The organism is Nocardia wallacei (assembly GCF_029869545.1).
GTDB classification, from domain to species: domain Bacteria; phylum Actinomycetota; class Actinomycetes; order Mycobacteriales; family Mycobacteriaceae; genus Nocardia; species Nocardia wallacei_A.
On sequence record NZ_JARWQD010000305.1, the window covers coordinates 55,381 to 81,489 of the forward strand.

The window sequence follows — 26,109 nt, forward strand, 5'->3', positions numbered from 1 at the left end:
CGACCGGAACCACCACCACCCAGAAAGGCCCCACCGATGACATCCATCACCCGATCGCACCGGCTACGCACCGCCTGGCGAACTGCGGTCAGCGCTGCCACAGCGTGCCTGATCGTCACGCTCAGCGTCGCGACGGCCGACGCGGCGATCCCCAACCCCCTCGGCGGCATCGCCCCGAACTTCGGGCTGTTCGGCGAGGCCATGGACTCCACCTGGAAACGCCTCGTGGCGTTCATCTGGGCCCTGGTGTTGATCGGCTGCGTCGTGCGAGTGATCGTCGGCGCGTTCAAAGTGCGCCGCGCCAAAGCCCGCGGCTACACCAACGACCTGGCCGAAGGCTCCGAGGAACTCCAAGACGCCCTGATCGCCCTAGGCCTCGTCGCGCTCGCCTCACCGATGGTCGGCACCGTCCTGTTCGTCGTCGGCGGATGAGCCCGGACGTACACCGAAGGGAAACGCTATGAGCACAACAGGATTCGGATCACTCTCGCCCGACGCGAAGCCGCCCTCCACACCACCGGCACCCCTCGGAGCGCCGGGCTCGCGGCGACACGGGCTCGCGCGTCGAGTGTCGATGCGGTGGCTGCTGGCTGCGGGCGCCGCCGGTCTGCTCGTTGTGGTGGCCGCGTTGTCGCTGCACGACGGAAGCGATACCAGTCCCGGCGGCGGGCACGTCCGCGCGGGCCACGGTCCGACCACCGTGACCAGCGGAGTACCCACCGGCTACACCCGAGATCGGGCAGGCGCGGCCACCGCAGCGGTCAACGTCGTTCAGGCACTGACCCAGGCCGGGCAAGGCCGCGTGACCGCGACGGCGGTGCGGTCGGCGTTGACCGCGTCGGATCCCGGACCGGGACTGACGAAATCGCTGGACATCGCGTCCGGCCGCGAGCACGACAGCAACGTCCTCAACGTGCTGCCCGCCGCGGTCACTGTCGAGTCGGTGAACGCCGACACCGCGCAGGTCGCTGTGTGGACCGTCGCGGTGTCACGCGACTCGATCACCCCCGGAGACCCGGTCTCGGTCATGACGCTGTGGTCGAGCACCACCGTGTCGCTGGTCTGGGAACGCGGCGACTGGAAAGCCAAAGACCTCGCCACCCACACCGGACCCACCCCGGACGAGGCCATCGCCCCCGGCTCCGGATCACCGCTGACCCGCCCCCTACAGGGCGGCTACTACACCTTCTACATCGACTAGAGGGAGCCCATGATGCGGCGAATTCTGATGCTCCTGATCGTCACAGCGCTGGCACTGGCCGGAGCCGGCACCGCCAGCGCCGACCCCGAGCCCGGCCCGGCCACCCCGTCGGGGTCACTGCCGAACGGATTCCCCGCGGACCTGCGCAAATTCATCGGCAACACCCCAGAATTCAAAGCGGCCTGGTTCACCGGGACCTGCACCGACCGCGGCGGTGACATCGGCGCCTACATCAACGCCGTGCTGGCCAACGAGGACCGCCTCATCTACTGGTCGATGACCGACGACCAGAAGAAGGCGTACGCCGTCGGCGCGGCCAGAGCCCAGGGACACCATTCCCTCGACCCTCGACTCGAGGCGGACAGCGAACCAAACCGGGAACCGTCGAAAGAGTTGCTGCCCAAGGTATTCCCGTCCGGCGACCCGGCCTACGCATTACCGCAGCCGGCGTGCGCGGACGACCTCAAGAGATGGGCGAATCCCCAATGGAACACGTGGGGTTTCGTCTGGTCGGCCGCACCGGACCAGCAGTCCTTGGCCGAAATGCGCAAGACGGGCGGCGCGCAGACGGTACCCGATAAGGCGTGGACCGCGCCGTGCGGCGGCGACCTTCCTGGAAACTACTGCACCCACGCGTTTTTCGTGAACTGCGACCAGGCCGACGCGCCGAGCGGAGACCAGCGCAACTGCGTCGCGTGGAACACGCATGTGGCACGGCTGTTCGCCGGCACCGCGAACTGGATCGACCAGAACAAATCGCTGTCCGACCGGATCGACGAGACATTGCGCGACACGGGCGTCTACGCGGCCGGCAACGCGGTCGTGAGCGCGTTCAGCTGGGTGTTCGGCACCGCGATCCCGACCGCGATCAAATTCGTCGCCGACCCGCAGTCGGTGATCGACGACTGGGCCAACGCCAGCAAAGCCTCCGCCGTGGACCTGAGTAGCAAGGTTCTGCGCGGCCTCGTCGCGGTCGGCGCCTTCGACCCGTCCCAGGAGTGGTTTCTGCGCTGGTACGCATTGGCGAGCGGTATCGGTATTGCGGTCATGGGCCTGATGACCCTGCTGGCGCTGTGGCGAGCAGCAGCGAAGGGGGAGACCGTGAAAACCATCGCCGCGGACCTGTTCGGCTACCTCCCGGCGGGCGTGCTCCTCATGCTGTTCGCGCCGATGCTCGCGCAACTGATCGTCGGCGCGTCGAATGCCATGTCCGAGAGCATCGTCCGTATCTCCGGTCCGGACATGGGCGACATGGTGACGAACCTGGAACGCTTCAGCGGCAAACTGACCGCGCCCGCGCTGCCCGGCGGTGTCGTTGTCGGATTCCTGCTTTTCCTGCTGCTCATCGCGGGTTCGCTCGCCGTGTTCTTCGGCCTGCTGATGCACGCGGTCGCCTTGCCCGCCCTGGCGATCGCGGCCGGGATCGGGTTCGGCATGTGGGTCCACCCGAAATGGCGCACCAAGGCTCTGCGCCCGGTGCTGCTGTTCATCGGCCTCGTGGCTTCCAAACCCCTGCTGTTCCTTCTGCTGGCTCTGGAAACCTCCGTGGTCAACGCCGCACTGACGGGCCAGCCCGCCGGGCAAGGCACCCTCAGCACACTCGGGCAACTGTGCCTGGTCGTCGTCGCGTTCATCGTCGTCGGCCTCGCCCCGTGGTCTCTGTTGCGCTACGCACCGCTGCTGCCGTCGCGCAGCGACGCCAACGGTTTCGGCGGGCACTCCAGCTCCCTGCTCGCCGGCGCCATGGGCGGATTCGGCGCGAATGCCCTGTCACGACGCCGGTCCCACCACGACTCCTCGACGACCGGCAGTGACACCTCGAGGCGACAGACGGACCGGCGTGGCGGCACCGACGACGGCGATCCGAGCTGGCGGACCTCCGACCGAGACGACGGCCGCAGCCGGACCGAGGCACATCTGGGCGCCACGATGGGCAGCCGCCGAAACGACGCGACCGCCAACACGACAACCGGTGACACGAAAACCGGTGCCCCGGACCGCAGCAGCGGTGGCGGTATCGGCAGGAAGCTCGCGTCCGGACTCGGTAGCAGCGTCGGCAAGGGCGCGGCGATCGCCGCGACCGCGGGCACGGCGGCTATTCCCGTCGCGGCGGCCGGAGCTGCCGCAGCCCTCGAGAAGGGCCGCGCCGCCGCCGAAGCCGCACCCGGGGAGGCCGAGGAATGACAGACCAGCAACGCACCTACATGCTCGGCGGCGAAATCGCCCGCCGTTCCTGGCTCGGCCTGTCACAGCCCGTGCTCGCGACCTGGGGATGCTCGATGCTGGCCGCGATCGCGTTGTATGTGATCGGCGGCGGAGCGACCTGGTCGATCATCGCCATCGCCGCCGGGCTGGCCGCCGTATTCGCCGCGACCATGGAATTCGGCGGCAAACCGTCCTGGGCCTCGCGCGGGCTGCACGCGTTGCGGACCTGGACGCGCCGCCGTCGCGGCGAACACATCTACCGCAACCCCGCCGACCCCGCCTACGGCCACCCTGGGCTCGATCCCGGCTGGGCGCAGCCGCCGCCGTTGGCGAACACCAGCCCGCTGGACGTCGCCGGAACCGGCCTGGACGAGATGTTCATCCTGCGCACCGCGAACCCGGGAGAGCGGACCTTCTTCACTGTGATGCTGGCCGTGGAAGGCGTGGCAGGCGGACTGCGCGGCGACGCCGCCTACGCCGCGACCTCCGCGGCGTTCGGCAGCCTGCAAGCACAGCTGGCCCGGCCGGGCAGCCTCATTCGAGGGATCCAACTGGTCCACCGGTCGGTGCCACTGGACATGACCCCACACCAGCGGTGGGCAGAAGAACAGGTCGGGAAGCTCGGCGACACGCGGCTGCTACCCGCGGTCGAGTCCTACGGGGCATTGATCGATGTGCTCACCCCGCTCGCCGAAGAGCATCGCGTCTTCGTCGTGCTGCGCATCCCGCAAACCGACGAGTTCATGGCCGCCACCGCACGAGCGGCGCGGGCGAAGAACGCGCCGATCGAAGGCGGCATCGCCGCGGTCATCCGCGACGAGGTCGAACGCGCCGCACGCCTGCTGGTGCTGTCCGGGATGGGCCGCGTCGAGGTCTACGGACGCAAACGCGCCTGCGCGGTGCTGCGCGGCTGTATCGATCCCGACTACCGGCTGGGCCGGCACGCCGACTCCGAATGGGACACCTGCTGGCCCAGCTACATCGGCGGAACCGACTGCGTGGCGATCGGCGCCGCGGGCTCCTGGCGCACCCGCGTCGGCTTCATCCCGCCGAGCGCCATCGAACCGGTCCCACTCGGCCCGCTGTGGCTCTCACCGCTGCTGACCGGTGTGGAAGCCGATCCCGGCGACGACGAAACCCCGCCGATGCCGACCATCCGCACGGTGTCGGTGCGCATCGACTTCGTCCCCTCACACAAGGCCCGCGCCGCCGCCAAAGGCGACTTCACCGCCGACGAAGCCCGGAAGCAGAAGGAACGCGCCAAAGGCAAGATCAGCGACGGCTCCGCCGAAGTGCTCGCCTCCGCCTCCGACCGCCGCCGCCAGGACCTGATGCCCGGCTCCGGACACCACGGCGCCGTGTACGCCATCACGGTCGCCGTCACCGGCCGCGACGCCGACGACCTCGACCGCGCCTGCCTGCGCGTCACCGAAGCCGCCACAGAGTCCGCCCTCGCCGAAATCCGCTGGTGCTCAGGCGATCACGACGTCGCCCAGTTCTCCACGCTGCCCCTCGGGCGCGGCCTGGCCGAAACGAGGCACACCCGATGATCCGCCGACTGACTCGCGAACGTACCCGCGCCGGGCACCCCGACAAGACCGGCAGCAAGCCGAGATTGCGCGGAAGACGTTCGTGGCGCGCATCCCGGGGACGCAAGGCCGCACCGGTGGCCGAGCACGGAGATGTCGAGCAGCCCCGGCGCGGCGTGCCGAGACGGCGGCGCCTGCTCGATCGGTACGGCTGGTACGAGCAGCGGCCCGAAGGGGCGTGGACGACGACCCGCCAGGCCGAGGCGCTCAATTTGGCGACCAGCCGTCGCTCCTCGCGGCACGAGGGCGTGGTCGCCGGGCTCAACATCGTCTCCGGCGAGCTCGAGATCCTCGACCCGTTCGCTCTCTACGGCGACGCGATCGCCGGGATCAACGTCTGCGTCATCGGCGACATCGGCCAAGGAAAATCCGCGCTGATCAAAACCGCATTCGGGCTGCGCCAGCTCGTCGCCGATCGGCAGGTCGTCGTGCTGGACAAGAAGCCGCAATCCGGGTGCGGCGAGTACACACCGATCGCCCGGACGCTCGGGGCGGCGTCGATCCGATTCCGGGCCGGCGGCGGCGGAGCATGCGTCAATCTGCTGGACCCCGCGATCAGCACCGGCGGCGAACACGCCGGCGGCCTGACTGGGGTCGTGCCCGCCGGACAGGAAGCGCTCGTGCTGGCGGTGCTGGCCGACAGCATGGGCCGCGAACTCGACGAACGAGAGAAATCCGCGGTCGGGCTCGCGCTCGAACTCGTCAACGCTGATGCCCGCGAGCAGGGCCGTGCCCCGGTGATCCGCGAGCTGGCGATGCGACTGCTCGATCCACAGACTCACGACTTCGGTGCCGTCGGGGGTCGCTGGGCGGAGCGTGGTCTCGAATGGGGCCTCGAGCCGGGCCTGGCGCTGCTGCGATTGGCCGACCGCGACCTCAAAGGACTCGTCGACGCCGAAACCAGCCCGGAAATCCGCGACAGCCTCGACACCCACCCCCTGGTGCACTTCGACTTGAGTGCTCTGCCGACCGACGGGCCCGCTCTGCGAGTCGTCATGACCGTGATCAACACCTGGCTGGCCAACCGGCTTGCCGCTCGCTCCTCGCGATTCGCCCAGACGATTCTCGTGGTCGAAGAGGGCTGGCACGTCGCTCAGGGCAGCACCGGGGAAGTGTTCCAGGCGAACATGAAACTGTCCCGCGGGCTCGGTCTGTGCACCGTGTCGGCGTTTCACCACATTTCGGATCTTCCGGTGGACTCACCGGCGCGGGCGCTTATGCAGGAAGCGTCGATCGTCGTGCTCATGGGGCAAGGCCGCGAAGACGACGTGCGCGAAACGTGCCGCATGTACCGGCTTCCCCCGGGCACCGAGGAGACCCTGATGCGCCTGGGCCGCGGCCAAGCGCTGGTCAAGATCGGGCGGCGCGACCCATTTCTGTTGCAGCACATCAGATCCCCGCTGGAGGTCTCACTCACGGACACCGATCGTGCTGTGAAGGGAAACGCAGCATGACTACGCAACGGCCGCCGCTGCCCAATCCCATCCGCATGGAACCGGTGCTTCCGGCCGGGGTGGTGCTCGCCCTGCACATCGTCTGCGGCGGGTTCGTTGCTGTGTTCGGCGGTGGGGCCCTGTCTGCGTTGCTGTGTTTACGCGGGCCCGCTGCTCCCGGCTGGCGTGAGCTGACCCCCACGCTGGCGCGGCTGACCGAACATTGGAGTGATCCCGCCGCCGCGTGGCCGGCCGACCCGCGACCCGGTCCCGCCTGGCTGACCTGGACCTGCATGATCCTCGTCGCGATCGCCTGGTGCAGCGCGGTGGCGATCGCTGGCGCCGAGATCGACTCCCGCCGCCGTCACCGCCGTCGCCGTGTCGGGCTGGCAACCCGTGGTGACCTGCGCAGGGTCGGGCTCGACCCGCGCACGGCCGCCCGCAAATCCGCCGCCGAATTCCCCGAACAAGCTCGGCGCGAGCCGCGCCGGTATCGACGGAGGTGGCGGCGATGAATGTCCGAAATCGACTCCGGCGGCGGCCGATGGTGCCGGACCGGCGGACCGTCCGGGTCGGGGTCCTGGCCGCCGACCCGCGATCGTCGGTGTGCTTGTCGCCTCGCGACGGCGTCATCGTCTACGGCCCCACCGGATCCGGCAAGACTTGGCGGCTGGCATACCAGCGTGTGTACGACGCACCCGGATTCGTCGCCGCCACCTCGACCAAAACCGATCTGATGGCGGCGACATTCCTCGACCGCGCCGCACAGGGCCGCATCGCGGTGTTCGACCCCGAAGACCTCTCGGGATGGCCCGGGAAAATCCGATGGTCCCTGCTGTCGGGTTGCGCGGACCCGGACGTGGCGATTCGCCGCGCCGAAGCGCTCACCAAGGCGATGCCGCTGGAAGGCACCAAGAACGGCGGCTACTTCGAATCCAAAGCCGCCACCCTGCTGCGCTGCTATCTGCACGCCGCCGCCCTCGACGACCGGTCGATCCGCGACGTGCGCGTCTGGGTGCCCAGCCGCACCAACCGCACCGCCGTCGACATCCTCGGCGCCCACCTGCCCGACTGGGCCGCCGAACTCGAACAGATCCTGGGCTCCAGCTCCGAATCCAGCGACGACGTCCTGGCCGCCGCCGCCCGCCTGCTCGAGCCCCTCGCCTCACCGAAGATGCTTGCCGCGGTGGATGTTCCCGCCGCGGAGTCCTTCGAGGTCGAGTCGTTCGTGTTGGACACCGCGCACGCGAACACCCTCTACCTGCTGTCCAAAGGCACGTCACAGAGCATGGCACCGTTCGTCGCTGCCTTGGCCGCCGAGGTCCACCACGTCGCCGACCGCGCCTCACAGAAACGGCCCGGCAAACGGATCGACCCGCCGGTGCGGCTGGTGCTCGACGAAGTCAACAACGTCGCGCCCATCCCGGAATTGCCCAGCATCATGACCGACAGCGGTGGCAAAGGCATCACCGTCTGGGCGTTCGCGCACAACCAATCCCAGAACGAAATGCGCTGGGGCCAGATCGGTGGGCGCATGCTCGGCCAATCACCACCGGCGATGCTGCTGCTGCCCGGTCTGCGTGGCGACGAACTCGAAGCCGTCTCGCGGCTGCTCGGGCAACGCAAACGATGGGAAGCCAGCCTGTCGCGGACCATGGGCCGCAGCTACCAGCAACGCGACGAACCGGTCCTGCGCGCCGACGAAATCCGCGAACTCGACCACGACCAAGGGCTGCTGATCTACCGCCACGCGCCCGCCGCCGTCCTGCGACTGCCCAGCGTGTGGGACGACCCTCACACCCAACGCCAGGTCCGGGCGGCGCTGGAGACCTTCGAAACCCTCGTCGCCGCAGGCGAACTCCCACCACATCTGCGCCTCGACGCACAGGAAATGAGGCAGCCATGACAGTCGAACCGCACACACCCCCGGATACCGCGCTCGACCGACCTCATCGGAGCACGGGCCGCGACGACGCCTGCCGATTCAGCTGGGCCGACCTCGACACCGCCGATGCCGCACTGCTGTGGCGCGAACTCGCGGACTGGGTCGACTGGCTGCGGCATCGCTACCAACTCGGCAGTCGCGTTCCCTCCTGCTGGTTCCGGCACGGCAGCGCTGTGGAAACGCTCACCGCGCTCTTGGCCGCGCACCAGGCCGCCTACCTACCCGGACCTGACCAGCACGACACACCGCGAGAGGACCTCATCGCCTGGCACCAGCAATGGCTCTGGCCAGCCATCGACCAACTCACTCGTATCAGCGACTTCTCCAGCTGCGGACCGGGACGCTGCGGCTACCGCACCCAACCCCAACCCACCCATCCCGGATTCGACGACTTCGTCCACAACGACCTCGCCGGCCGACCCGAACACGCCCGCAACCCCGCAGCGCCGGAAGAGACCACCGGACCGGAACTCGTCGACGACGAGGACATGGCCGACCTCATCGCAAACCGATCCGCGCAATCGATCCAAGCAGCCGGGCGCACCGTCGCGATCCGCTACGACGGCCGCGTCTGGGTGTACTCGCGTATCGCCGGGGGCTGGATCCCCGAACGCGGCAGCAGGCGACGGCAATGAACGCCACCGGACCACACCCCGACATCCACGAAAGGCGGTGACAGCCAATGTATGTCATCGACGGGCACCCCATCGACGGCGATCGTGGCGACGCGCAAACGGTGCTCGCCGCAGCACACGCCGCCGGAACCCGGCCCCGCTGCACGTGCTACGGCGGCGACGGAGTCGACATGTACATCGCCAAGGTCAGCGGCCGGTACCTGATCAAACGAATGCCCGGCACGGGATCGACCCACGACCCGCTGTGCAGCTCCTACGCACCGCCACCCGAAGTCTCCGGACTGGCGCAGCTGCTGGGGAAGGCGGTGAAAGAGCAGCCCGAAACCACCCGGATCACCCTCGGATTCCCGCTGACCCACCACGGACGGCGCGCCGACCCCACAGCCGCGACCACCGGGGCCGACGACAGCGGCGGCGATCCCACCAAGCTCACGTTGCGCGGTCTGCTACATCTGCTGTGGGACGACGCCGGATTCACCCGATGGACACCAGGCATGCTCGGCAAACGCAACTGGGCCACCATCCGCAAATACCTACTCGCCGCCGCGGAAGACAAGACAACCCACCGGACTCCGCTGGTCAACCGGCTCTGGATACCCGAAACGTTCAACTCCGAGCGCAAGGCCGAGATCATCGCCCGGCGCACAGCCGCCCTGGCCCACATCACCGGCAACCGATCGCGCCGTCGGCTCATGATCGCCGTCGGAGAGATCAAACGCATCACCCCGACCACCACCGGCGCCGCACTGCTGTTCAAGCACGTCCCCGATCTCCCGCTACACCTCGCGGGCGACACCTACGCCCGGATGACCGCGACGTACGGCACCGAACTCACACTGCGAGCCGACAACCCCGACACCCATCTGATCGGAATCCTCACCCTCGGTGAAACAGACACGGGCACAACCGATGTCGAACAGATCGCGGTCATGACAGTGACCCGGCACTGGATCCCCGTCACCACACCCACCGAAAAACGCCTCATCGACCGGCTCACCGACGACCGACGACGGTTCGTCAAATCACTTCGCTACAACCTGAGCCCGGACACCCCCATGGCCGCCCTCACCCTCATCGACACCTCGCCGGTCACCGCGTGCTACATCATCGGCCCCGACGACAGCGACCGGCAGCGCACCTGCATCGACTCACTCCTATCGACGTCGCAGCTGAACTCCTGGATCTTCGACGCCACCACCGAAACACCCCCACCAGCAGCGGCACGGCGTGACCGGCGACCTCACGACCAAACCGACCAACCCACCCTCGAAGTCGAACTCGGCGACCCGCCTGTACAGCGCACACAGGCCGGACCCGGCACAACCGCCTGTCCGAGGCGACTCGGCGAAGGGCAGCAAATGCCATGAGTGACTTCAATTTCTGGCGCGACGTAATCGGCGACGACCTGGTGGTCGACGGCGTGGTGTATTCCGCGACCGAATGGGAGAGCGACGGCGAAGGCGGCGTTCAACGGATCGCCGACCGGGCTCGTCGGGAACTCGCAGACGCGAGCGATGTCATGAATCCGGATGGTGCGAATCTTGATGCAGCAGTTAGAACCCAGCCGCCCGATGCGACAGTCCACGATCATCGCGATCGAGTACGGGAACGCTTCGATCCGCAGTACGAGGCGTATACCGAATTCGAGAACGTGCGCCGCCAGGGAGTGAACGTCGTGTTCGCTGCCGCGACCGACGCCCAGCCGCATCGCGTCGTGCAGATCATCTTCACCGAACATCACGAGTTCGCTGCCCGAGAATTGGTCGCAGATCCCGAGTGGGTGATCTCGTCATCAGTACCCGCATCCATGGATCTCGACGGCGTTGCCTTGCGCCCGATCGGCGCCTATCGCTTGGACGACACGCACCGTCTGGGGGCCGTGATAGGCCAACTCCAAAGGGGACCAACACTCAACGGCACATCACCAACCCGCCGTGAGCCCGTCCTGGTGCCTGCGGCGCATCAAGCAATCCTGCTCGAGTTCCTGACCGATCTCGACAACCACCTCGGTCGAGTTCAGGAAAGGGGGACACTGGACGCGCTCCTTGCTGCTCATCAGGCCGTGAGCAGCGAAATGAGCGTCATGCGGCTCGGGGATATGCACCCGGACATCTACTGGGAGTGCGAGGTACTACAGGCCGAGCTCGACGGAAGGATCGGGCGGGTTCTGAACGGTCTCGAGCCTCTCGATGAAAAGGCAACGGGATATGTCGATCCTGACCCATGGGACGACTACCTGCATTCGCCGACCACCAGTCTCATGGACTCCGCCGTCAGTAGGTCGGTGGAGATCGCTGATCAGATAGAGATCGCCGTTCGACAGCGGTTCGACCCTGCATACCCGCAGTGGAAAGCACTCCACGATGTCGAAACCCGCGGAGTCTATGTCGAATTCGCCGCACCGGCGGCCGGAAACGCCGGACGACGCGTCTCGATCAGCTACCACAGCGCTGATGGGCAGTGGCGCGCCCTCGAATACCGGCGCGAACACAACGAGCACGTCGACCTGACAGAGTACGTCGGTGAGTACCGGGTCGGCTCTGGAGTGCACCCGTGGCTTGGCGAATTCCTCGACGGTCTGGAAACCAGGCCCGTCCTCATCGACGCCCGGACAGGAGAAACGATTCCGTGTCCGGCGGTCCGCGCTCCCGACATAGCACAAGCACAGTTGTGGAAATACGCGACCGACGTCGCCGACCTTGCCGCCGGACTAGACAGAGCACGCGAAACAACAGGCTACCGTGCCGCTTACGAGGAGCTGGCCGACTCGATCACAGAGCCAGGACACAGCACAGAGTGGAGCCACGCCGCCGAACAGCTGCTGGATGAATTCGGCAGTCGGATCGCGAGTTCCGACGCCTTCCGCGAATCGCCCAGTCGCGGAACCGACAGCATCGGGGACCGGGTAAGGCCACCCGTACCGACCGATCGCAGGGGCCGACTCGCCGACGGCTCCCGCGATGGGGCGCGAAGTGGTGACCATGCGCAAGGCGGCCCAGTAGAGCGCGCCGAAGCAACGAGCCCTGACACCACGACATCGTGGGCTCAGCGCATGCGCAGGCGGCTGTCGAAACCCCCGGCGGCGCAAAACCGCCGCCGCATCTGAACTCCGCGTAACCCGTAGCGAAGGAGGCTTCGCGATGACAACACCATTCACATCCCGGGTCGCAGCACACTGCGCTGCCGAGCGGCAGGAGCACGGCCATGGCTGACCCGCTGATCGACCGCGACGTCGAAGCGATCACCGCGGTCGCCGCCCTGGTGAACTCCGGTGACCTGCGCCGCGCCAAACAGCAGGTACGCGAACTCGCCAAGACTTTCGACCGCGAGCGGCTCGGCATGATCTGGCAGTGCGTCTCGATCTGGGAGCGCCACCCGTACGAAGAGGCCAAAGCCGAGATGAGACAGCTCTGGCACAACAACCCGACACAGCGCGCACTCATCGAAAAACTGGTGCCACCAACAGATCCCCACGTCCACAAGGCGCCAGGCAACCCTCTTCCCGCACGACCGGCCGGAGGAAGGAACGTGCGAGCCAACGCCACGAACTCCAACGGCAGCGAGTTCTACCGCCCACCCCGCAACACGCGCCGTCGCGTGGACCCGGCGCTGCGGACCGGCCCGACCCGGCCGTCCAATCGCGAGGAACACAACGTTGTCGACGCGTACTTCGGCGACACCGCAGCCGACCAACGGACCCACGCCGCCGCCCAGCGACGTCGGCAGCGCACGGGTGAGGAAACAATCGACGACACCGAGCTGCTAGACGAGGCCCCGGACGGCCGGGCCGGCGTCGACGACAACAAGCCGTTCACCCGCGACAGTCGAAAACCGTTCGCGTCGCTGGATATTCAGCACGACAGCGGCTACGACGACGACCGCTACAAAGAGGTCGAGGACTACTACCGAGACCAGGACAAAGCAGACGCCACCCCACCCCTGCGCGGGCTGCCCTGCGTGGCCTGCCGCCTCGAACGCGCGACACTCGACAGCAGCACCTCACCCTACGGGTTGCCGTACAACGAACGCATCCGATCCGGACGCGGCGACGACGGACTCTGCAACCCATGCCGGACCGACGGAATGACCGGAATCCGGGAACTTCCCTTGGGACACAGCAAAATCGACGCCATCAACGCCCGATGCGAATTCATCGCCGAACACAACGGCCCAGCCGCACGCAGCATCCTTCGGCAGGAATGGCACCAGTGCAGGGACATGGGCGACATCGGATACCGCGCCATCGAATCCTGGGTCCGCAACCACCCCGAACTACCGCAGACACCCAAACAGCAGACACCGCACAGCATCTCGAAGGTCGCCACAGAGCCGGTCGCCGCCAGCAACGGATGGTGTGAGGGCTGCAGCGAATACCGGCAAGTCACCGACGGACAGTGCGTCGACTGCCGTCCCGCCTCGACTGCTCCACCCAGCAGGCTGCTCAAGAAGGGCGAGGTACGCAGCCGCAGCGAGCGTACCGAGCGCACACAACAGCCGGCGGCAGTCGTCAGCGGAGAACAACGGCGCCAACGCGTCTGGCGAAGCCAATCCTCGGCTCGGCAGGCCGTCCGGCGCCGCCACCTGTAAGTCGTACCGACTCACCCATCGAGGATCCGTCATGACCACGAGACAACCGCCTCGCCACCTCCTACCTCGCCGCATTCGCAATCCTCGCCGACCCCGCCCAGCCGCACGAAACACGCCAACCCAGCAGGGCCGAGTTCGACACGCTGCACGACGCACTCACCTGGCTGCACGACGCACTCACCTGGCTGCACGACCGCGCCCACCACGACACCTCGGCGGCCGAACCAGCGCTAGCCGCGGCAGCTGTCTACACCCGATCCGGGGACCGCCAAGAATTCACCGCGATACACCGATTCGGGGTCGGCACCGGCCCCGAACTCGCCGACGCGATCCAGACGGCGATCACGGCCGCTCGCCCGGTCGCCCAACAACCGACCCGAACAGCACCGACTCGGCCGGACACCGGCGATCCCGCTTCCGAGGCAGCCCAAGCGCTGGACCAGGCTTTCGCAGGCGGTTTCAGCATCCAGTTCGCCGATCCCGCTGAACCTCGCCGAATCCTCATCGTCGGCATGATCGATCGGGAATGGACGACTATCGAGTATCTGCACGACCCACCGCGCCGCAGCGAACTCCGCGAAATCGGCCGCGTCGGCGTCCCGCACTACGCACGAGTCACCGACATGCTCGCCGACCTCGCTATCGGCGCCCCCTACCGCGCCACTGCACGAGCCGGACAACACCTACCCGCGGTGACCGTACCGGCCGAGATCGTCCAAGACCTGTGCGCGTTCCAAGCCCGCCTCGATGCGCTAGCGGCGACAGCCCGAATCTGCGCGTGCGACCACCCGGAGATCCTGCCCGCCACGCCACACGGCGGGGCCGTCGCGGCAGCAGAACCCGAAACCGCCGCGACCGGCATCCACCTCGCCGACACGGCGCGCGGCCGCCGTAGGACGCGCGGACGCCGCCACACGGCAGGCGCACGAATACGACGAAAGGCACTGTTGTGAGCCGCATCCCGCTGCAGACCCTCGACGCCGCCCACCATCCCGACCGAGAAGTCATCGTCGGCTGGGACCGCGGCCTCCGGACCTACTTCGCGCAAGTCTTCGACGGCCACGACCACACCGGAGGGGACATCATCCTGCTCGACATCGGCAATTGGTTCGGCGAGTTCACCGACCCACAGGACGTGATCGACATCGTCCGACCATACGCAGCAGTCGGCGACGACCTTCACGATCAACTGGTCCGCGACCGAGACCCACAAGGACCCGGACACCAAGCAGAACCAATGCCCGGACTCTCCGACCCCGGCGAATCTCCGCTCCCCACCGCACAGTCGGCGCCTGGTCTCCCCGGGCCCGACATGACTCCGGAGAACTACCTCGCCGCCTTCGCGAGCCACGGCAGCGACAACACCGCTGCCCAGACTTTCACCAGTTTGCGCCGCGCTGTCGAGTGGCTGGAAATGAATGTTGCGGCTGGCGAACCGGATGACACAATCGACGTAACGATCACTGTGAGAGTCCCGGAATCGGCAGCGGCGCAACGGATTCTGACTCTCGACAGCAGCCCGGCGGCCGACACATCGGCCGAACTCGCCGTATTGGCCGAGCTGACACGGCCGATGCCCGAACCCACCGGCATGGCATGGCTGGACGAGACTCGCCTCGACTTCCTCGTCGAGGACTACCTCGCCACCACCATCGATGACCACGACCCGCAATTCGTATCGCGGCGACTTGAGACGCGACTACGACGCGACAACATCAGAGACCAGATCGTCGACTACCTGCGTTATATCGGCCGCGAACACGCCGAGAACCCGACCGAGGCGGTCGACACGATCGGGCAACACCTCGACTTCACCGCCAACGGGGAAATACACGACCAGCCACCCGAAACATGGATCGACCGTCTACCGCGTCAATTGCACGACGAATACCTCCGGATCTGTGCGACCGGACTGGTCACTCACATCAACGACCCCGATAACGATGCCAGGCGTATCGACATCAGCATGAAAGGAGTCGGCGACACACCATGGCACGTGGTGGCTATGGAGGTGAACGAGAAACCCGGCTTCACCACCGCGAACCGGTACGACCTCGGGCGCTACCGAAACGTTGACGAGCTGACCAACGCGCTCGAATCACGGGCTGACGACCCGATCCGCATACCGGACGAGACGAAAGCGGAACTGACGGAGTTTCAAGATCGAGTGGTTCACCTCCGAGAACTCATTGACGGCGGACAAAGGCTCCGCAGCACGCTGCGAGATGACTCTTCGGAGTCGAGATCACGCAGTTCCCTAAGATGCAGCGAGGCACTGGAACTGGGCTCAGGCCAGGACGAACGGCGTCGAGGTGATGCACCCGTCCGGACCAACAGGAATGCGACTCCCGAGCAACAGGAACGTCGCAGACGACAGCGCACCCTGCCTCCCGTACAAACACAGGTCCGCCGCCACCTCTGACTCCCGAAGGACACCCGTGGCCGGAAATACCATCAACGCTCTCGACCTACAGATAGCTCGTATCATCACCGCGCTTGTCGAATCCGGTGACATCGAGGCGGCGCTGCGATGTCGACGACAGCTCGACAGCAGCATTATCGCAGCCGGCACACTGGCCGTCATCGGGCGGTCTTTGTCGACCTGGGCGAAGTACCCTACTTATCTCGTAACGGTTGTTCGGTCGGTGTTGGACGCCTGGAAGTTCCCGGGCTGCAAATCCTTTCGAAAGGCGTGGCGCCTTCACCGGTTGAGTGATCGTTCGGTGGACCCGGTCGCGGTTGACTCCTGGTTTCTCCCCAGGACTGCGAGTCCTCCTGAAAGGCTGCGAGCACCGCGGCCGGGTCTGCCGACTTGCCGACTGCTGACCGCTGTTGTGGTCCCGGGCCCGAGCCCTGTCGGAAGGCCCGCGGCAGTGGTCGGCATCTCCTGCTGCCTCGATCCCTGCAAATCTCGTGGGCCCCGGGCCCTGATACAAGGCCGTGGGTGAGGCGGCGGGATCGGCCGGGCAGGGTATCGGCGGTGTGTCGGCCCTGCCCGGCCGTCGTAATCGGTTGGGATAGCTCGTGGTTCGAGCCCGCCCGCACGACCGGACGCCCCGTCATTCGTGAGCTTCGAGCTCTGACAGAGACAGGTGCCGTGCGGGTGAGCTGGGATCGCGAACAGCTCATCGGAGGCCAGCCCACAGAGGCTCGTAAGTAGGGTGCTGCGCGTTTCCGCCCGGGTCACGGACCACTGGAAAACACCTGATGGAGGACGGGATTGAACATCTACTGCGGCATCGACTGGGCCGAAGGGCACCACGATATCGCCATCATCGACGCGGACGGAAAGCTCGTCACGAAGAAGCGAATCGCCGATACCCCCACCGGTTTCGCCGAGCTGACGCGGCTGCTGGCCGACGCCGGAGACACCGCCGACGACCCGATCCCGGTCGCGATCGAGACCCCACGCGGGCTCATGGTTGCCGCCCTGCGCGCGTCGGCGCGGCCGGTGTTCGCGATCAACCCGATGGCGGTCGCCCGCTACCGGGAACGCCACTCGATGGCCCGCACCAAGTCCGACCACGCCGACGCCATGACATTGGCCAACATCCTGCGCGTCGACGCCCACATGCATCGGCCGATGCCCGCCGACAGCGAACTGGCCCAAGCCATCGCGGTCCTCGCCCGCGCCCAGCAGGACGCGGTCTGGCGGCGCACCAAGGCCAGCAACGAACTGCGGTCGCTGCTGCGCGAGTACTACCCGGCCTTCCTCGACGCCTTTTCCGGAAAGTCGGCCACCAACCTGGCCAAGCCCGACGCACGCGCTGTCCTCGCGCTCGCGCCTACTCCAGCGCAGGCGGCCAAGCTCACCAAGGCCCGCGTCGCCGCCGCACTGCGCCGCGCCGGCCGTGCTCGCCGCATCGACGAGTTGGCCGCCGAACTTCTCGACCGGCTCCAGCGGCCGCAACTGCGCCAGCCCGAGCTGGTGGAGAAGGCGATGGGCCGCCAGGCCCTCGCGCTGCTGGCCACCCTCGACGCCGCCTGTCACGGCGCCGACGACCTCGAACAAGCCACCGCCGAGCAGTTCCGCAAACACCCCGACTACGCCATCATCGTGAGCTTTCCCGGCCTCGCCGACCTCACCGGCGCACGGGTGCTCGCCGAAATCGGCGACGACCGCAAGCGATTCGCGAACGCTCGTGCACTGAAGGCCTACGCCGGATCCGCGCCCGTCACGCGAGCCTCCGGCAAAACCATCTCCATCACCTACCGCCGGATCAAGAACGACCGCCTCGCCGCCGCCGGATGGATCTGGGCATTCGCCGCCGCAGTCAACCCCGGCCCCGGCCGCGCCCACTACCAACACCGCCGAGCCCACGGAGACCGGCACACACCGGCACTGCGGCACCTGTTCAACAAGATGCTCGGGCAACTGCATCACTGTCTCCAAACTCGTCAGTCATTCGATCCCGTCAAAGCCTTCGGCCCAGCCGCTCCACCGCGCGAGAACGCCGCTGCTTGACAGTTAGAGCCATCGGAGGTCTTACGAGACGGCTGTGGAAAGGCATCGCGACGCATGGCGGGAGAATCCACAGCACCGCGAACTGATCGCGACTCTGGTCCCCGACGTCGACCCGCACCGGTATTTGTCGAAATCGTCAGAAGATGGCGAGGCAACCGGAAGACCGTGGCCGAAAACGGCGCCAGCAAACCGAACCCGAGCCGAGCTGCGTGCGTTGGCGGCGACTGCCAGGTCCGGACAATTCCTTGTCTTTTCCGGTCACCGTCCCGAGCGTGACGGGACAGTGGGCGCTGGGTGCCTCAGCCAATGGTGGCCCGCACCCTTCGTGATCTGCGGAACGGAGTACGCAACCGCCGAGCACTGGATGATGGCCAGCAAGGCGCGCCTGATGGGCGACCACGACACGGCCGAGCGGATACTCACCTGCGGGAGCCCGTCCGAGGCCAAGCAAATCGGTCGCCGAGTTCGGCCGTTCGACCAGCGGCGTTGGGACGCGATCCGGTTCGACTTGGTGGTCTGCGGCAATCTGGCCAAGTTCACGCAGCACGCAGACCTCGGTGAGTACTTGTTGGGGACGGGCAAGCAGATCCTGGTCGAAGCGAGTCCGTGGGACAGAGTCTGGGGCATCGGTCTGGCCGCCGATGATCCGCGAGTTCGGGAACCGGACCATTGGCGAGGATCAAATCTGCTCGGTTTCGCGCTGATGGAAGTCCGGACAAGAATCGACGCCCATGTCGGTGCGCTTTCAACGAAGCGCACGGCTCCGGTGGCGGCCTTCCCGGACTTCACGGCGGTGCCTGGGTTCGGCGCCAAACGAGAGCGCTCGGTGCGTCGCCGCACCGCGCCGGGACGATCAGCAAAAGCAAAACGGCAGCGGCGCCTTTAGCCAGCGGCAACCCAGAGTAATAGGGGCCTGCCCGGGAAGGCGTGCAGGTTCGGCCCGGCTGCAACTTGTGACGGTTGATTGGGCTCGGTCACGGTAGGGCGCGAGGTTGGAGACGTCGCAGACCGGGCAGTTGAAAGGCGTGCTTGGCCAGGGCGGAGCGCCACGAGCGGTCGCGGACGGCGAGGCGCCGATGGCTGGCAAGCCATAGCGCGACGCCGAAGACGAGCCAGCCGAGATGGGCCAACGGCGCCTTGTACGGAAACAGCAGGATGGATCCGATGGAGTCGATTACAAGGAGTATGGCGAGGAATCGCGCGAGACCGGGATATAGCGCCCAGGCCAGGAGAAGTACCAGTGCGATGGTGACGCTCAGCCCCGTCTGGCCCATGGTGGAGGTCCCTCTCGGTGTCGGGCGAGCTTGCGGCTACCGGGAATTGTCCGCCGCAGATCGACTGGCATCAAGAGGCGAGCACTGACCGCCACAGTGTGCTGGTGTGCTACAGCGACCGGCGGCCCCGTCGAACCGGCAGCGAACGCTGTCGGCGCAGGAGTTTTCGCCGCCGCCGGGTGCCGCGTGTGGCGTCCTCCGTTGTCGATCCCGCGTTGGGTGGCGCGTCGTCGCGGCGCGCCGACGGCACGGGAGAGACACTGCCGGGCGATGGCAAGGATTTGTCAACACCGGGATCTGGAGGATCAGTGACCGGCTGATCGACGGCAGGAGCATCAGTTTGGGGAAGAACTGCGGCGGCGTGGTCGCTGTCGCGGAGCGCTTCTTCCTCGTGGACGATACGCCGTCGCAGCTCAGCGGCGAAATCCACGAGATGTTGGTCGATGCCAGGGAACCACGGGGGCGTAGGGCTCAGCATCGGGGGTCGCGTCCCAGCTAGGATGAGTGCGGCATGCTCGGAGAGTCGGCTTATCGCGCCCGCCGCTGAAGTATGTTCGGCGGTGGACGTGTCGTCGGTGAGCGCCAATGTCTCAAGTTTTAGCGCACCGGCGGCGTTGGCTGCGGCTGTGTGCCGGTTTTCTGTCTCGCGGGCGACCCATCGTTGAGCGCGGCCGGCCAGCATGGAGGCGGGATCTTGGGTCTCCAGCAGGCCGGGGCCGAAGTCGGTGAAGTCGTCGGTGGTGATCGAACCGATCAGCGCATTACTGTTTAAGCCGGTGGCGTCGGCGTGAGCGATCGCGTCGAGCAAGGCGGAGAAATGCCGGGAGCGGGTGGCTTCGGCGTACACAACCACGGGCAGGGCCCGGTACAGCAGGTAGCGTCCGCGCTCGTCGGACAGCTGCTTGATGTAGTGCTCATGGTCGTGACGTAACCGGTCGAGACGCTGGATACGCGTCCGCCGGGTGACGTCGTCTGAACCGGACTCGGGAGCGGGCGCGACGGCGGCTTCCATGTGCGCTGCTGGTCCGGGGCCGCCGGTGAGGCGGCGCCGGAGTTCGTCGGCGAGATCGGCGAGTTCGGTGTCGACGCCGGGATGACGGCTCGGCACGGGTGGGCAGCCTGCGACGGGAGCGTCACGCAAAGCCCGGAACCGGCCCGATTGCGCCAGTACTTCGCGGCGATTGACGGCCGCGGCGGCGGCATACAGCGCCGCGTCGCCGGAGACATTCGCGGTCAAGGTGTCGGTCGCCGCGGACACAGCTGCGGTCGCGGGGGTGAGATGCTGCGCGATCCAGTCGTCGGCGCGAGCACACAGCACTGCTGCCACATCGCGGGCGGTCGCCAGGCTGTCGCCGAGGTCCTCGCCGTTGTTGGTGGCGATGTCGGCGACGAGGGCCCGGCTGTCGAGCCAATGCTGATCGGCCAGCGCGATCGTGTCGAGCAGGGTCTGGAATCGGTCGGAGGTTTCGGCGTCGCGATAGAGCACGACCGGCAGCGCCCGGTCGAGCAGGTGACGGCCGCGTGTGTCGGCGAGCAGCCCGGTGATGTGGTCGTAGATGCCGCGCAGCCGCGCCGGGTCGTCGATGCGGGCCTGTTCGAGTCGCATGGTTTCGGTGGCGGTGAGATTGTCATCCTCGCGAGCCAGGACCCTCGCGAACATCGCCTGTTCGGTGAGCGGGTCTTCGGGCTGCTGCTCGCAGGTCGGGTCGAGGGCGTCGATGGCCTGGTAGATGTGGTTGGATTCCGCGCCACGGGTGAGCCCGACGTAGGCCAGGGCACGCCCGAGCGTGGCGTTGATCAACAGGCGACACCGGTCGACTGTGCTGCCCTGGCTGCGATGCACCGTGGACGCGTAGCCGAGCTCGACGTTAGTGGCCACATAATCGGCCGGTAGCCGGACACTGCCGCGGTGATCGACACCGAGAACAGTGATCGACCCGTCGCCGTGCACTTTCCGGATGCGCCACAGGTCGCCGTTGTCGATGCCGGTGCCGCGGCGTTTGCCTCCGGTGATCCGCAACCGGTTGTCGTTGACGCGGGTCACCACGACGTCGCCGACATAGCCGTCAGCGCTGTCGGACAACCGCACCGAGCCGCGCATGGTGTCGACACGCCCGGACACGGTGTGCGCCGCTTGGGCGGCGAGGTTCAAGGCGGCGACGTCATCGAGCGTGGCCGCGAGCATCAACGACGATTTCCCGGCGGCGATATCGGCGAGGTGATCGGCCAGGATGCGCTCACGCAGCTCGTCGACCATCCCGGAGGTGACCCGTCCGGCATCGCTGTAGAACTTCCACGCCGTCTCCGCGTCGCCGGCACGGACCGCCAGTGTCGCTGCGGCCTCGGCGGCGGTCTTGAATCGGACGATCGTCATCAGCGTCGGTGCGCAGGTGTCGGCGGCGACGAGACGCAGTGCGCCACCGGACTCGACGGCCGACAGCTGGTGCGGATCTCCGACCCATCGCACGATGGCGCCGTGCTGGTGGGCGAGGCGTTGCAGCTGGTCGAGGTCGTGGGTGGCCGCCATCGCGGCTTCGTCCACGAGCAGCATCGCACCTGGGGTGATGCCGGTGGGCAGCCGGTACTTGGCCAGGGTGAGGATCCGGGCGACGGTGGAGCCGCGCACGCCGATGCTGTCGCCGAGTTCGCGGGCCGCGTTCTTCGACGGACCGAGCGCCAGCACCGACCTCCCGCTGGCTCGCCAGGCGCGGGCGACGACCTTCATGGCGGTGGTCTTGCCGCTGCCGGCGGGGCCGACGGCGGCGGTCAACGCCATCCCTGATGTGCAGAGGTGATGCGCGATCGCCCGCTGCGCGGCGTTGAGACGGCGGCGACGCCGGCGAGGTTGGGCCCGCTCGACTTCGGCGATGGCCGCGTCGACCGCGGTGCGGGGCAGGTAGTGCTTGGTGGCGGTGTTGGCCGCGTCCAGCAGGCGGTGCTCCGCGGCGAGGACTTCGTCGCTGGTGTAGCGGATCGCGCCGGTGACGGTGAATTCGCTTTCCCCGTTGTGCCGCGCGATGGCCGCGGGCACCGGGTCCGGGTCAATGGTCAATCGGATGCTGTGTCCGTCGCGGACGGCCTGCACGATTTCCTCGACGGCGGCGCGCTGCGCGGTGTCGCTGTCGAAATCGCACAGACCGACTCGTTCGTCGGCGGCGGAATAGATATTGGCCTCGGTCCAGGTCGCCCGGCGCCGCGCGATCGTGGCCGTGACTTCTCCGGCGATTCGTTTCGGGTCGTAGGTGGTGCGCCGGGTGGCGGTGAATGCGTCGTCGATGTCAGCGAGCAACTCGTCATCGTCGTGTGAGCGCAGCAGTCCCCGGACCTGCGCGATGGCCGGAGTGCGGTCGCCGATGTGCAGGCCGATGCATTGGTCCATGGCGTGCTCGATCGCCGTGTTCAGGTGTGTGTCGTCGGCTCGCAGAACTTCGAAGGCGCCGCCGAGGGCCACACCCGCGGCGATGGCGACTCGGCGGGCGTCGAATGTGGCTGGATGGTGGTCGAGCCGATGTTGTTCGAGGAGATCGGTGACGAACCGTCGTGCGTCGCGGCCGTCGCCGAGGAAACCGCGGACCCGGCGATCCCAGGCGGCCAGCATGTCGCGCAGGCTGTGCGGTTCGGCTTTGGCGTCCCGGGTTTCCAGCGTCGCCTGCTGCGCCAGCTTGGCTTGGGTGCGCTTGTCGGGATTGTGGCCGTGTGCTCGCCGGTACGCGGCGAGGAGTTGTTCGGTGCGGGCAATGATCGCGGTGCGGCGCCGGGAGAAGAACTCGATCATGGCATCGGAGATACCGGCGATCTCGAGCACCGGTTGCTTGCCGCGGCCACGGGACCGTGCCTCGAACCGCAACCCGAGCCGGCGCCGCAGCTTGCCGACGATCATCGCGTTGTAGCGGCACGACAACGCGACCGCGCCGCCGTAGAGCGGGCGCGCGTCCAGCGAGGACCATTTGCCGTCGCTGCCTTCGACTTTCGCCGATATCGTGGCGTGCGTGTGCGGTAACGGGTCACCCGTGCGCGAGTCGTAGTGACGGAACAACGCGACCGTGAACCCGGTCGCGTCGATCTGCCGGACGCCGTTGTGGCCGCGGCGGGTGACCGCGTACCGCTGCTCGGCCCACTCCAGGGTTTCGCGCATCGCTTCCTCATGGCACTCCCAGATGACCCGGCGCACCTCGTCGTCGGCCAAACCCCACAGGATCGCGATCGATTTCTGCGGAGTGAAGACGCAGTCGAACCCGGCGACGGCCTTGCGCGACTTCTGTTGCTCCTGGGCGAGCGCGTCCTCGATGGCCTCGGTCGACGGCTCGGCGCCGAGTTCGGCGGTCAGATGCACACGGGTGGCCTCGGTGCGCAGCATCATCCGCTCGTCGTAGGTCGGTCGCCGCTTTTCCTTCTCGGTGAACGCGACCACCATCCGATCGAGCAGTTCCGATATCGGCGTCTTGGAGGAGAATTGATAGAAATTCGCACCCAAACTCGCGGCCGCGATCGCCTCGTCAATAGTCTTTCCGTCGGCCAAGGCTTCGGTGATGATACGGTTCGCGTCCGGGTGCATTCCCTCGCCGAACAACAATTGCATCTGCTGTTCGGTCACCTCGCCCGATAGACCGAGTGCGGCTGCTCCGCGACCGAACCACTGACCCGGCGGGCATCCGTGTGCGGTGTAGTAGTCGGTGAGGTCACGGGTGCGATCCCGAAGACGGTCGCCTGTGGCGACCTGCTGGGTCAAGTACTCGTAGCCGTCACCGGAATGCAGCCGGTGAAGTGTCATCACCTATTCAAAAGTCCCCCGAGTCGCATCGCGATGCAAGGGGTGTGACGCATATAAAAGCAAAGCCCATATGGGATGTAATGGGCAGTGATGGCGCGAGAAAGAATGGTGTACAGAAGGGAGTGGTAGCAGCGCTACAGTGAAATTCTGGAGAAACAGAATGGGAGAGCGGACAAGGCTTGTGAAGCCCCGCAACCCCTGGGGCGACCTGCGGGCGGGGACGTCAGGAAGTGGAGGACGACATGGACAGCCAGCAGCCACGCAAGCGTTCGACGTCGGGGCGGGCGATCGCACGCCGCATCGCCGCGCAGGCAGTGCGGCATCAGCTCGAGATCGCCCGGGCCAACGGCGACGACCTCTACCTGTTCCGTCGTCATCGCGATGCCCAGAAGCGGGCCGCCGAGCGCCGCGACGCAGCGATTGCCGCCGCGACGACTCGATACGAGACAGCCGTGGCGAAAGCGAAAGACTCCTACGAGAAGGTGGTGGCCGCCGCGCTGCCGGAGCAGAGCGACGCGCTGCGCCGGATGAAACACCGCGGCGTCAGCGACGCCGATCTCGGCACCTGGGCCGAGATGCCGGTCGGTGAACTGCGCAAGCTGCTCGGCGGCAGCCGACGCGCAGCGTCCAACGGCAAAGCGCGGCGAGCGCGTCCCGGCCCGGCGGGCGATTCCGCCGGGAAACCGCCGGTGTCGGCGAGGGACGACATGGCGGGACTATCGGAGTTCGGAGGGAAGCAACCGCCGCAGGACCGAAGCGCGGACGATCCGCGCGGCGAGGCGGGAACGCCACGCGCCGTGCTTGACGGCGAAGACGACGTGCCCGGCCAGCCACAGCAGCACCCCAGCCAGCAGCCAGCCGATATGCGCGGCGGGGGCCCGGTCGGGAAACAGAGCCAACGTGAGGACGGAATCGAACATCAGCAAGATTCCGGCGACCCGGGCGAGGATGGGAAATAGGGACCAGAAGATCAGGAAGCCTGCAATGGCAATGGCAATCAACCAGATCAGTGCCATGGCTGAGCCTTTCTCTGCACGGCCGGGGCCGACGGACGTGTTGGTGAATCGCGATGGTGTGGTGGCTGGGCGTGGACTGCGGGGGCCGTGTCGGTGAGTCACCGCGCACCTATCGGGGCAGGCAGGACAGATGCCGACACGGCCCCCGCAATCCATGCAGGGCCACGGCGGTTGACCGCGGTCAGGTGCCGTGCTGCTCGCCGGGGGAGGCGGCCCCAAACCCGGGACGGTTCACTGTCGCCGTCGGTGTCGCAGGGCGAGGGGTGGGTATCCGGCAGGCTCCAGTCGTAGGAGCTGCCGGGATGGGGCGCGCCGCGCGACATGCGGGGGGTGGCAAGGCGCTCGCGGCGCACGTCGTTGAGTTGTTCGGACTCGCGATCCAGACAGTCGTCAACGATCACGGTCAGATCGTGGACGACCGCCTCGAGAACGCGACAGCGGTCCGAGAGTTCAGCGACCAGAGCACGTAGCCGAGCATCTCGGCCTCCAGGTCAACTCGTAGGAGTGGCTCGGACATGACGCACGCATCCGCCGGTGCCCGCGGCTCAGGTGGGTAGCGGGGTCAGCGGTCGACGGTGATAGTGCTCGAATTGAGCCCGCCGGAAATCGGCGGCAGCGACACGGACACCGCGATCAGACAAACTCGCCACGTAGCGATCGAGACGAGCCCGGGCCGCGTCATGATCGTGCGGGGAGACGCTGCGGGCGATCTGTTCCATCAGCTCATGCGCGCGCCGGTCGATCGTGGGATAGCGACTGGCCCAGGAGCCCTGCATACGTTCCCACTGATCCGGGTCGTAGGTGAGGTCACCGACCCACCCATCGATGTGCGCGGTCGCAGTCACAACAGTCATCGTTTTGCCTTTCAGGACGAGCGAACGGAAACAACGACGCCGGTCCACCCGGGGGGGCGCCGCGCCGCCGGGAGCGGGCGGGACGGGGAGGGGGGGGGCCAGACAGGACTGACAGGACCGGGAGGACCGGCGCC

General features: G+C 67.2%; 19 protein-coding genes. 16 read left to right on the forward strand and 3 right to left on the reverse strand.

Annotated features, from left to right (window positions below; genetic code table 11):
* Positions 1-36: 36 nt before the first annotated feature.
* From QH290_RS26880 to QH290_RS26950, 15 genes are all read left to right on the forward strand, one after another.
* Positions 37-432 (forward strand): hypothetical protein, encoded by a 396-nt coding sequence (locus QH290_RS26880; protein WP_280385943.1) that lies wholly within the window; start codon positions 37-39, stop codon positions 430-432.
* A 142-nt stretch (positions 433-574) separates the two neighbouring features.
* On the forward strand, positions 575-1,201 hold the full coding sequence (locus QH290_RS26885; protein ID WP_280385945.1) for a DUF8175 domain-containg protein: 627 nt from the start codon (positions 575-577) through the stop codon (positions 1,199-1,201).
* 9 nt (positions 1,202-1,210) lie between these two features.
* Complete coding sequence (locus QH290_RS26890; protein WP_280385947.1) at positions 1,211-3,385, forward strand: hypothetical protein; 2,175 nt, start codon at positions 1,211-1,213, stop codon at positions 3,383-3,385.
* Complete coding sequence (locus QH290_RS26895) at positions 3,382-4,956, forward strand: hypothetical protein (protein WP_280385949.1); 1,575 nt, start codon at positions 3,382-3,384, stop codon at positions 4,954-4,956. Before QH290_RS26890 ends, QH290_RS26895 begins: the two co-directional genes overlap by 4 nt.
* Before the next feature lie 116 nt (positions 4,957-5,072).
* Positions 5,073-6,449 (forward strand): ATP/GTP-binding protein, encoded by a 1,377-nt coding sequence (locus QH290_RS26900; RefSeq protein WP_280385952.1) that lies wholly within the window; start codon positions 5,073-5,075, stop codon positions 6,447-6,449.
* Positions 6,446-6,943, forward strand: coding sequence for a hypothetical protein (locus tag QH290_RS26905; RefSeq protein WP_280385953.1), 498 nt, complete (start codon positions 6,446-6,448; stop codon positions 6,941-6,943). The genes QH290_RS26900 and QH290_RS26905 overlap by 4 nt, the downstream gene beginning before the upstream one ends.
* Positions 6,940-8,334 (forward strand): type IV secretory system conjugative DNA transfer family protein, encoded by a 1,395-nt coding sequence (locus QH290_RS26910; protein WP_280385954.1) that lies wholly within the window; start codon positions 6,940-6,942, stop codon positions 8,332-8,334. Before QH290_RS26905 ends, QH290_RS26910 begins: the two co-directional genes overlap by 4 nt.
* Entirely contained in the window at positions 8,331-9,008 is a 678-nt protein-coding gene (locus QH290_RS26915; RefSeq protein ID WP_280385956.1) for a hypothetical protein, read from the forward strand. Before QH290_RS26910 ends, QH290_RS26915 begins: the two co-directional genes overlap by 4 nt.
* Positions 9,009-9,055: 47 nt before the next feature.
* The gene (locus QH290_RS26920) at positions 9,056-10,375 is read left to right on the forward strand and encodes a DUF1173 family protein (RefSeq protein WP_280385958.1); all 1,320 of its coding nucleotides are present in this window, start codon (positions 9,056-9,058) and stop codon (positions 10,373-10,375) included.
* Complete coding sequence (locus tag QH290_RS26925) at positions 10,372-12,114, forward strand: hypothetical protein (RefSeq protein ID WP_280385960.1); 1,743 nt, start codon at positions 10,372-10,374, stop codon at positions 12,112-12,114. The genes QH290_RS26920 and QH290_RS26925 overlap by 4 nt, the downstream gene beginning before the upstream one ends.
* 98 nt (positions 12,115-12,212) lie before the next feature.
* On the forward strand, positions 12,213-13,595 hold the full coding sequence (locus QH290_RS26930; protein WP_280385961.1) for a hypothetical protein: 1,383 nt from the start codon (positions 12,213-12,215) through the stop codon (positions 13,593-13,595).
* A gap of 512 nt (positions 13,596-14,107) precedes the next feature.
* Positions 14,108-14,548, forward strand: a complete 441-nt coding sequence (locus QH290_RS26935; protein ID WP_280385963.1) for a hypothetical protein — start codon at positions 14,108-14,110, stop codon at positions 14,546-14,548.
* On the forward strand, positions 14,545-16,017 hold the full coding sequence (locus QH290_RS26940; RefSeq protein WP_280385965.1) for a hypothetical protein: 1,473 nt from the start codon (positions 14,545-14,547) through the stop codon (positions 16,015-16,017). Before QH290_RS26935 ends, QH290_RS26940 begins: the two co-directional genes overlap by 4 nt.
* Positions 16,018-16,815: 798 nt before the next feature.
* Positions 16,816-18,060 (forward strand): IS110 family RNA-guided transposase, encoded by a 1,245-nt coding sequence (locus QH290_RS26945; protein WP_280266129.1) that lies wholly within the window; start codon positions 16,816-16,818, stop codon positions 18,058-18,060.
* Positions 18,061-18,343: 283 nt separating this feature from the next.
* Entirely contained in the window at positions 18,344-18,946 is a 603-nt protein-coding gene (locus QH290_RS26950; RefSeq protein WP_280385971.1) for a riboflavin biosynthesis intermediates N-glycosidase, read from the forward strand.
* An 88-nt stretch (positions 18,947-19,034) separates the two neighbouring features.
* Here the strand turns inward: QH290_RS26950 and QH290_RS26955 are convergent, their stop codons facing one another.
* Both QH290_RS26955 and mobF read right to left on the reverse strand, forming a co-directional pair.
* Positions 19,035-19,334 carry a hypothetical protein gene (locus tag QH290_RS26955; RefSeq protein ID WP_280385967.1) on the reverse strand — a complete coding sequence of 100 codons (300 nt, stop codon included), beginning with the start codon at positions 19,332-19,334 and terminating at the stop codon, positions 19,035-19,037.
* Between the two features lie 109 nt (positions 19,335-19,443).
* The gene (mobF, locus tag QH290_RS26960) at positions 19,444-24,105 is read right to left on the reverse strand and encodes a MobF family relaxase (RefSeq protein ID WP_280385973.1); all 4,662 of its coding nucleotides are present in this window, start codon (positions 24,103-24,105) and stop codon (positions 19,444-19,446) included.
* Between the two features lie 242 nt (positions 24,106-24,347).
* Here mobF and QH290_RS26965 point away from each other — a divergent pair, with 242 nt between their 5' ends.
* On the forward strand, positions 24,348-25,064 hold the full coding sequence (locus QH290_RS26965) for a hypothetical protein (RefSeq protein WP_280385969.1): 717 nt from the start codon (positions 24,348-24,350) through the stop codon (positions 25,062-25,064).
* A 602-nt stretch (positions 25,065-25,666) separates the two neighbouring features.
* Here the strand turns inward: QH290_RS26965 and QH290_RS26970 are convergent.
* Positions 25,667-25,966 carry a hypothetical protein gene (locus QH290_RS26970; RefSeq protein WP_280385970.1) on the reverse strand — a complete coding sequence of 100 codons (300 nt, stop codon included), beginning with the start codon at positions 25,964-25,966 and terminating at the stop codon, positions 25,667-25,669.
* Between the last annotated feature and the right edge of the window lie 143 nt (positions 25,967-26,109).

Bases quoted from the DNA above. Each gene is read 5' to 3' on its own strand.
- QH290_RS26880 (WP_280385943.1), top strand. From the start codon at position 37: ATGACATCCATCACCCGATCGCACCGGCTACGCACCGCCTGGCGAACT.
- QH290_RS26885 (WP_280385945.1), top strand. From the start codon at position 575: ATGCGGTGGCTGCTGGCTGCGGGCGCCGCCGGTCTGCTCGTTGTGGTG.
- QH290_RS26890 (WP_280385947.1), top strand. From the start codon at position 1,211: ATGATGCGGCGAATTCTGATGCTCCTGATCGTCACAGCGCTGGCACTG.
- QH290_RS26895 (WP_280385949.1), top strand. From the start codon at position 3,382: ATGACAGACCAGCAACGCACCTACATGCTCGGCGGCGAAATCGCCCGC.
- QH290_RS26905 (WP_280385953.1), top strand. From the start codon at position 6,446: ATGACTACGCAACGGCCGCCGCTGCCCAATCCCATCCGCATGGAACCG.
- QH290_RS26910 (WP_280385954.1), top strand. From the start codon at position 6,940: ATGAATGTCCGAAATCGACTCCGGCGGCGGCCGATGGTGCCGGACCGG.
- QH290_RS26915 (WP_280385956.1), top strand. From the start codon at position 8,331: ATGACAGTCGAACCGCACACACCCCCGGATACCGCGCTCGACCGACCT.
- QH290_RS26920 (WP_280385958.1), top strand. From the start codon at position 9,056: ATGTATGTCATCGACGGGCACCCCATCGACGGCGATCGTGGCGACGCG.
- QH290_RS26925 (WP_280385960.1), top strand. From the start codon at position 10,372: ATGAGTGACTTCAATTTCTGGCGCGACGTAATCGGCGACGACCTGGTG.
- QH290_RS26930 (WP_280385961.1), top strand. From the start codon at position 12,213: ATGGCTGACCCGCTGATCGACCGCGACGTCGAAGCGATCACCGCGGTC.
- QH290_RS26935 (WP_280385963.1), top strand. From the start codon at position 14,108: ATGATCGATCGGGAATGGACGACTATCGAGTATCTGCACGACCCACCG.
- QH290_RS26955 (WP_280385967.1), bottom strand. From the start codon at position 19,334: ATGGGCCAGACGGGGCTGAGCGTCACCATCGCACTGGTACTTCTCCTG.
- mobF (WP_280385973.1), bottom strand. From the start codon at position 24,105: ATGACACTTCACCGGCTGCATTCCGGTGACGGCTACGAGTACTTGACC.
- QH290_RS26965 (WP_280385969.1), top strand. From the start codon at position 24,348: ATGGACAGCCAGCAGCCACGCAAGCGTTCGACGTCGGGGCGGGCGATC.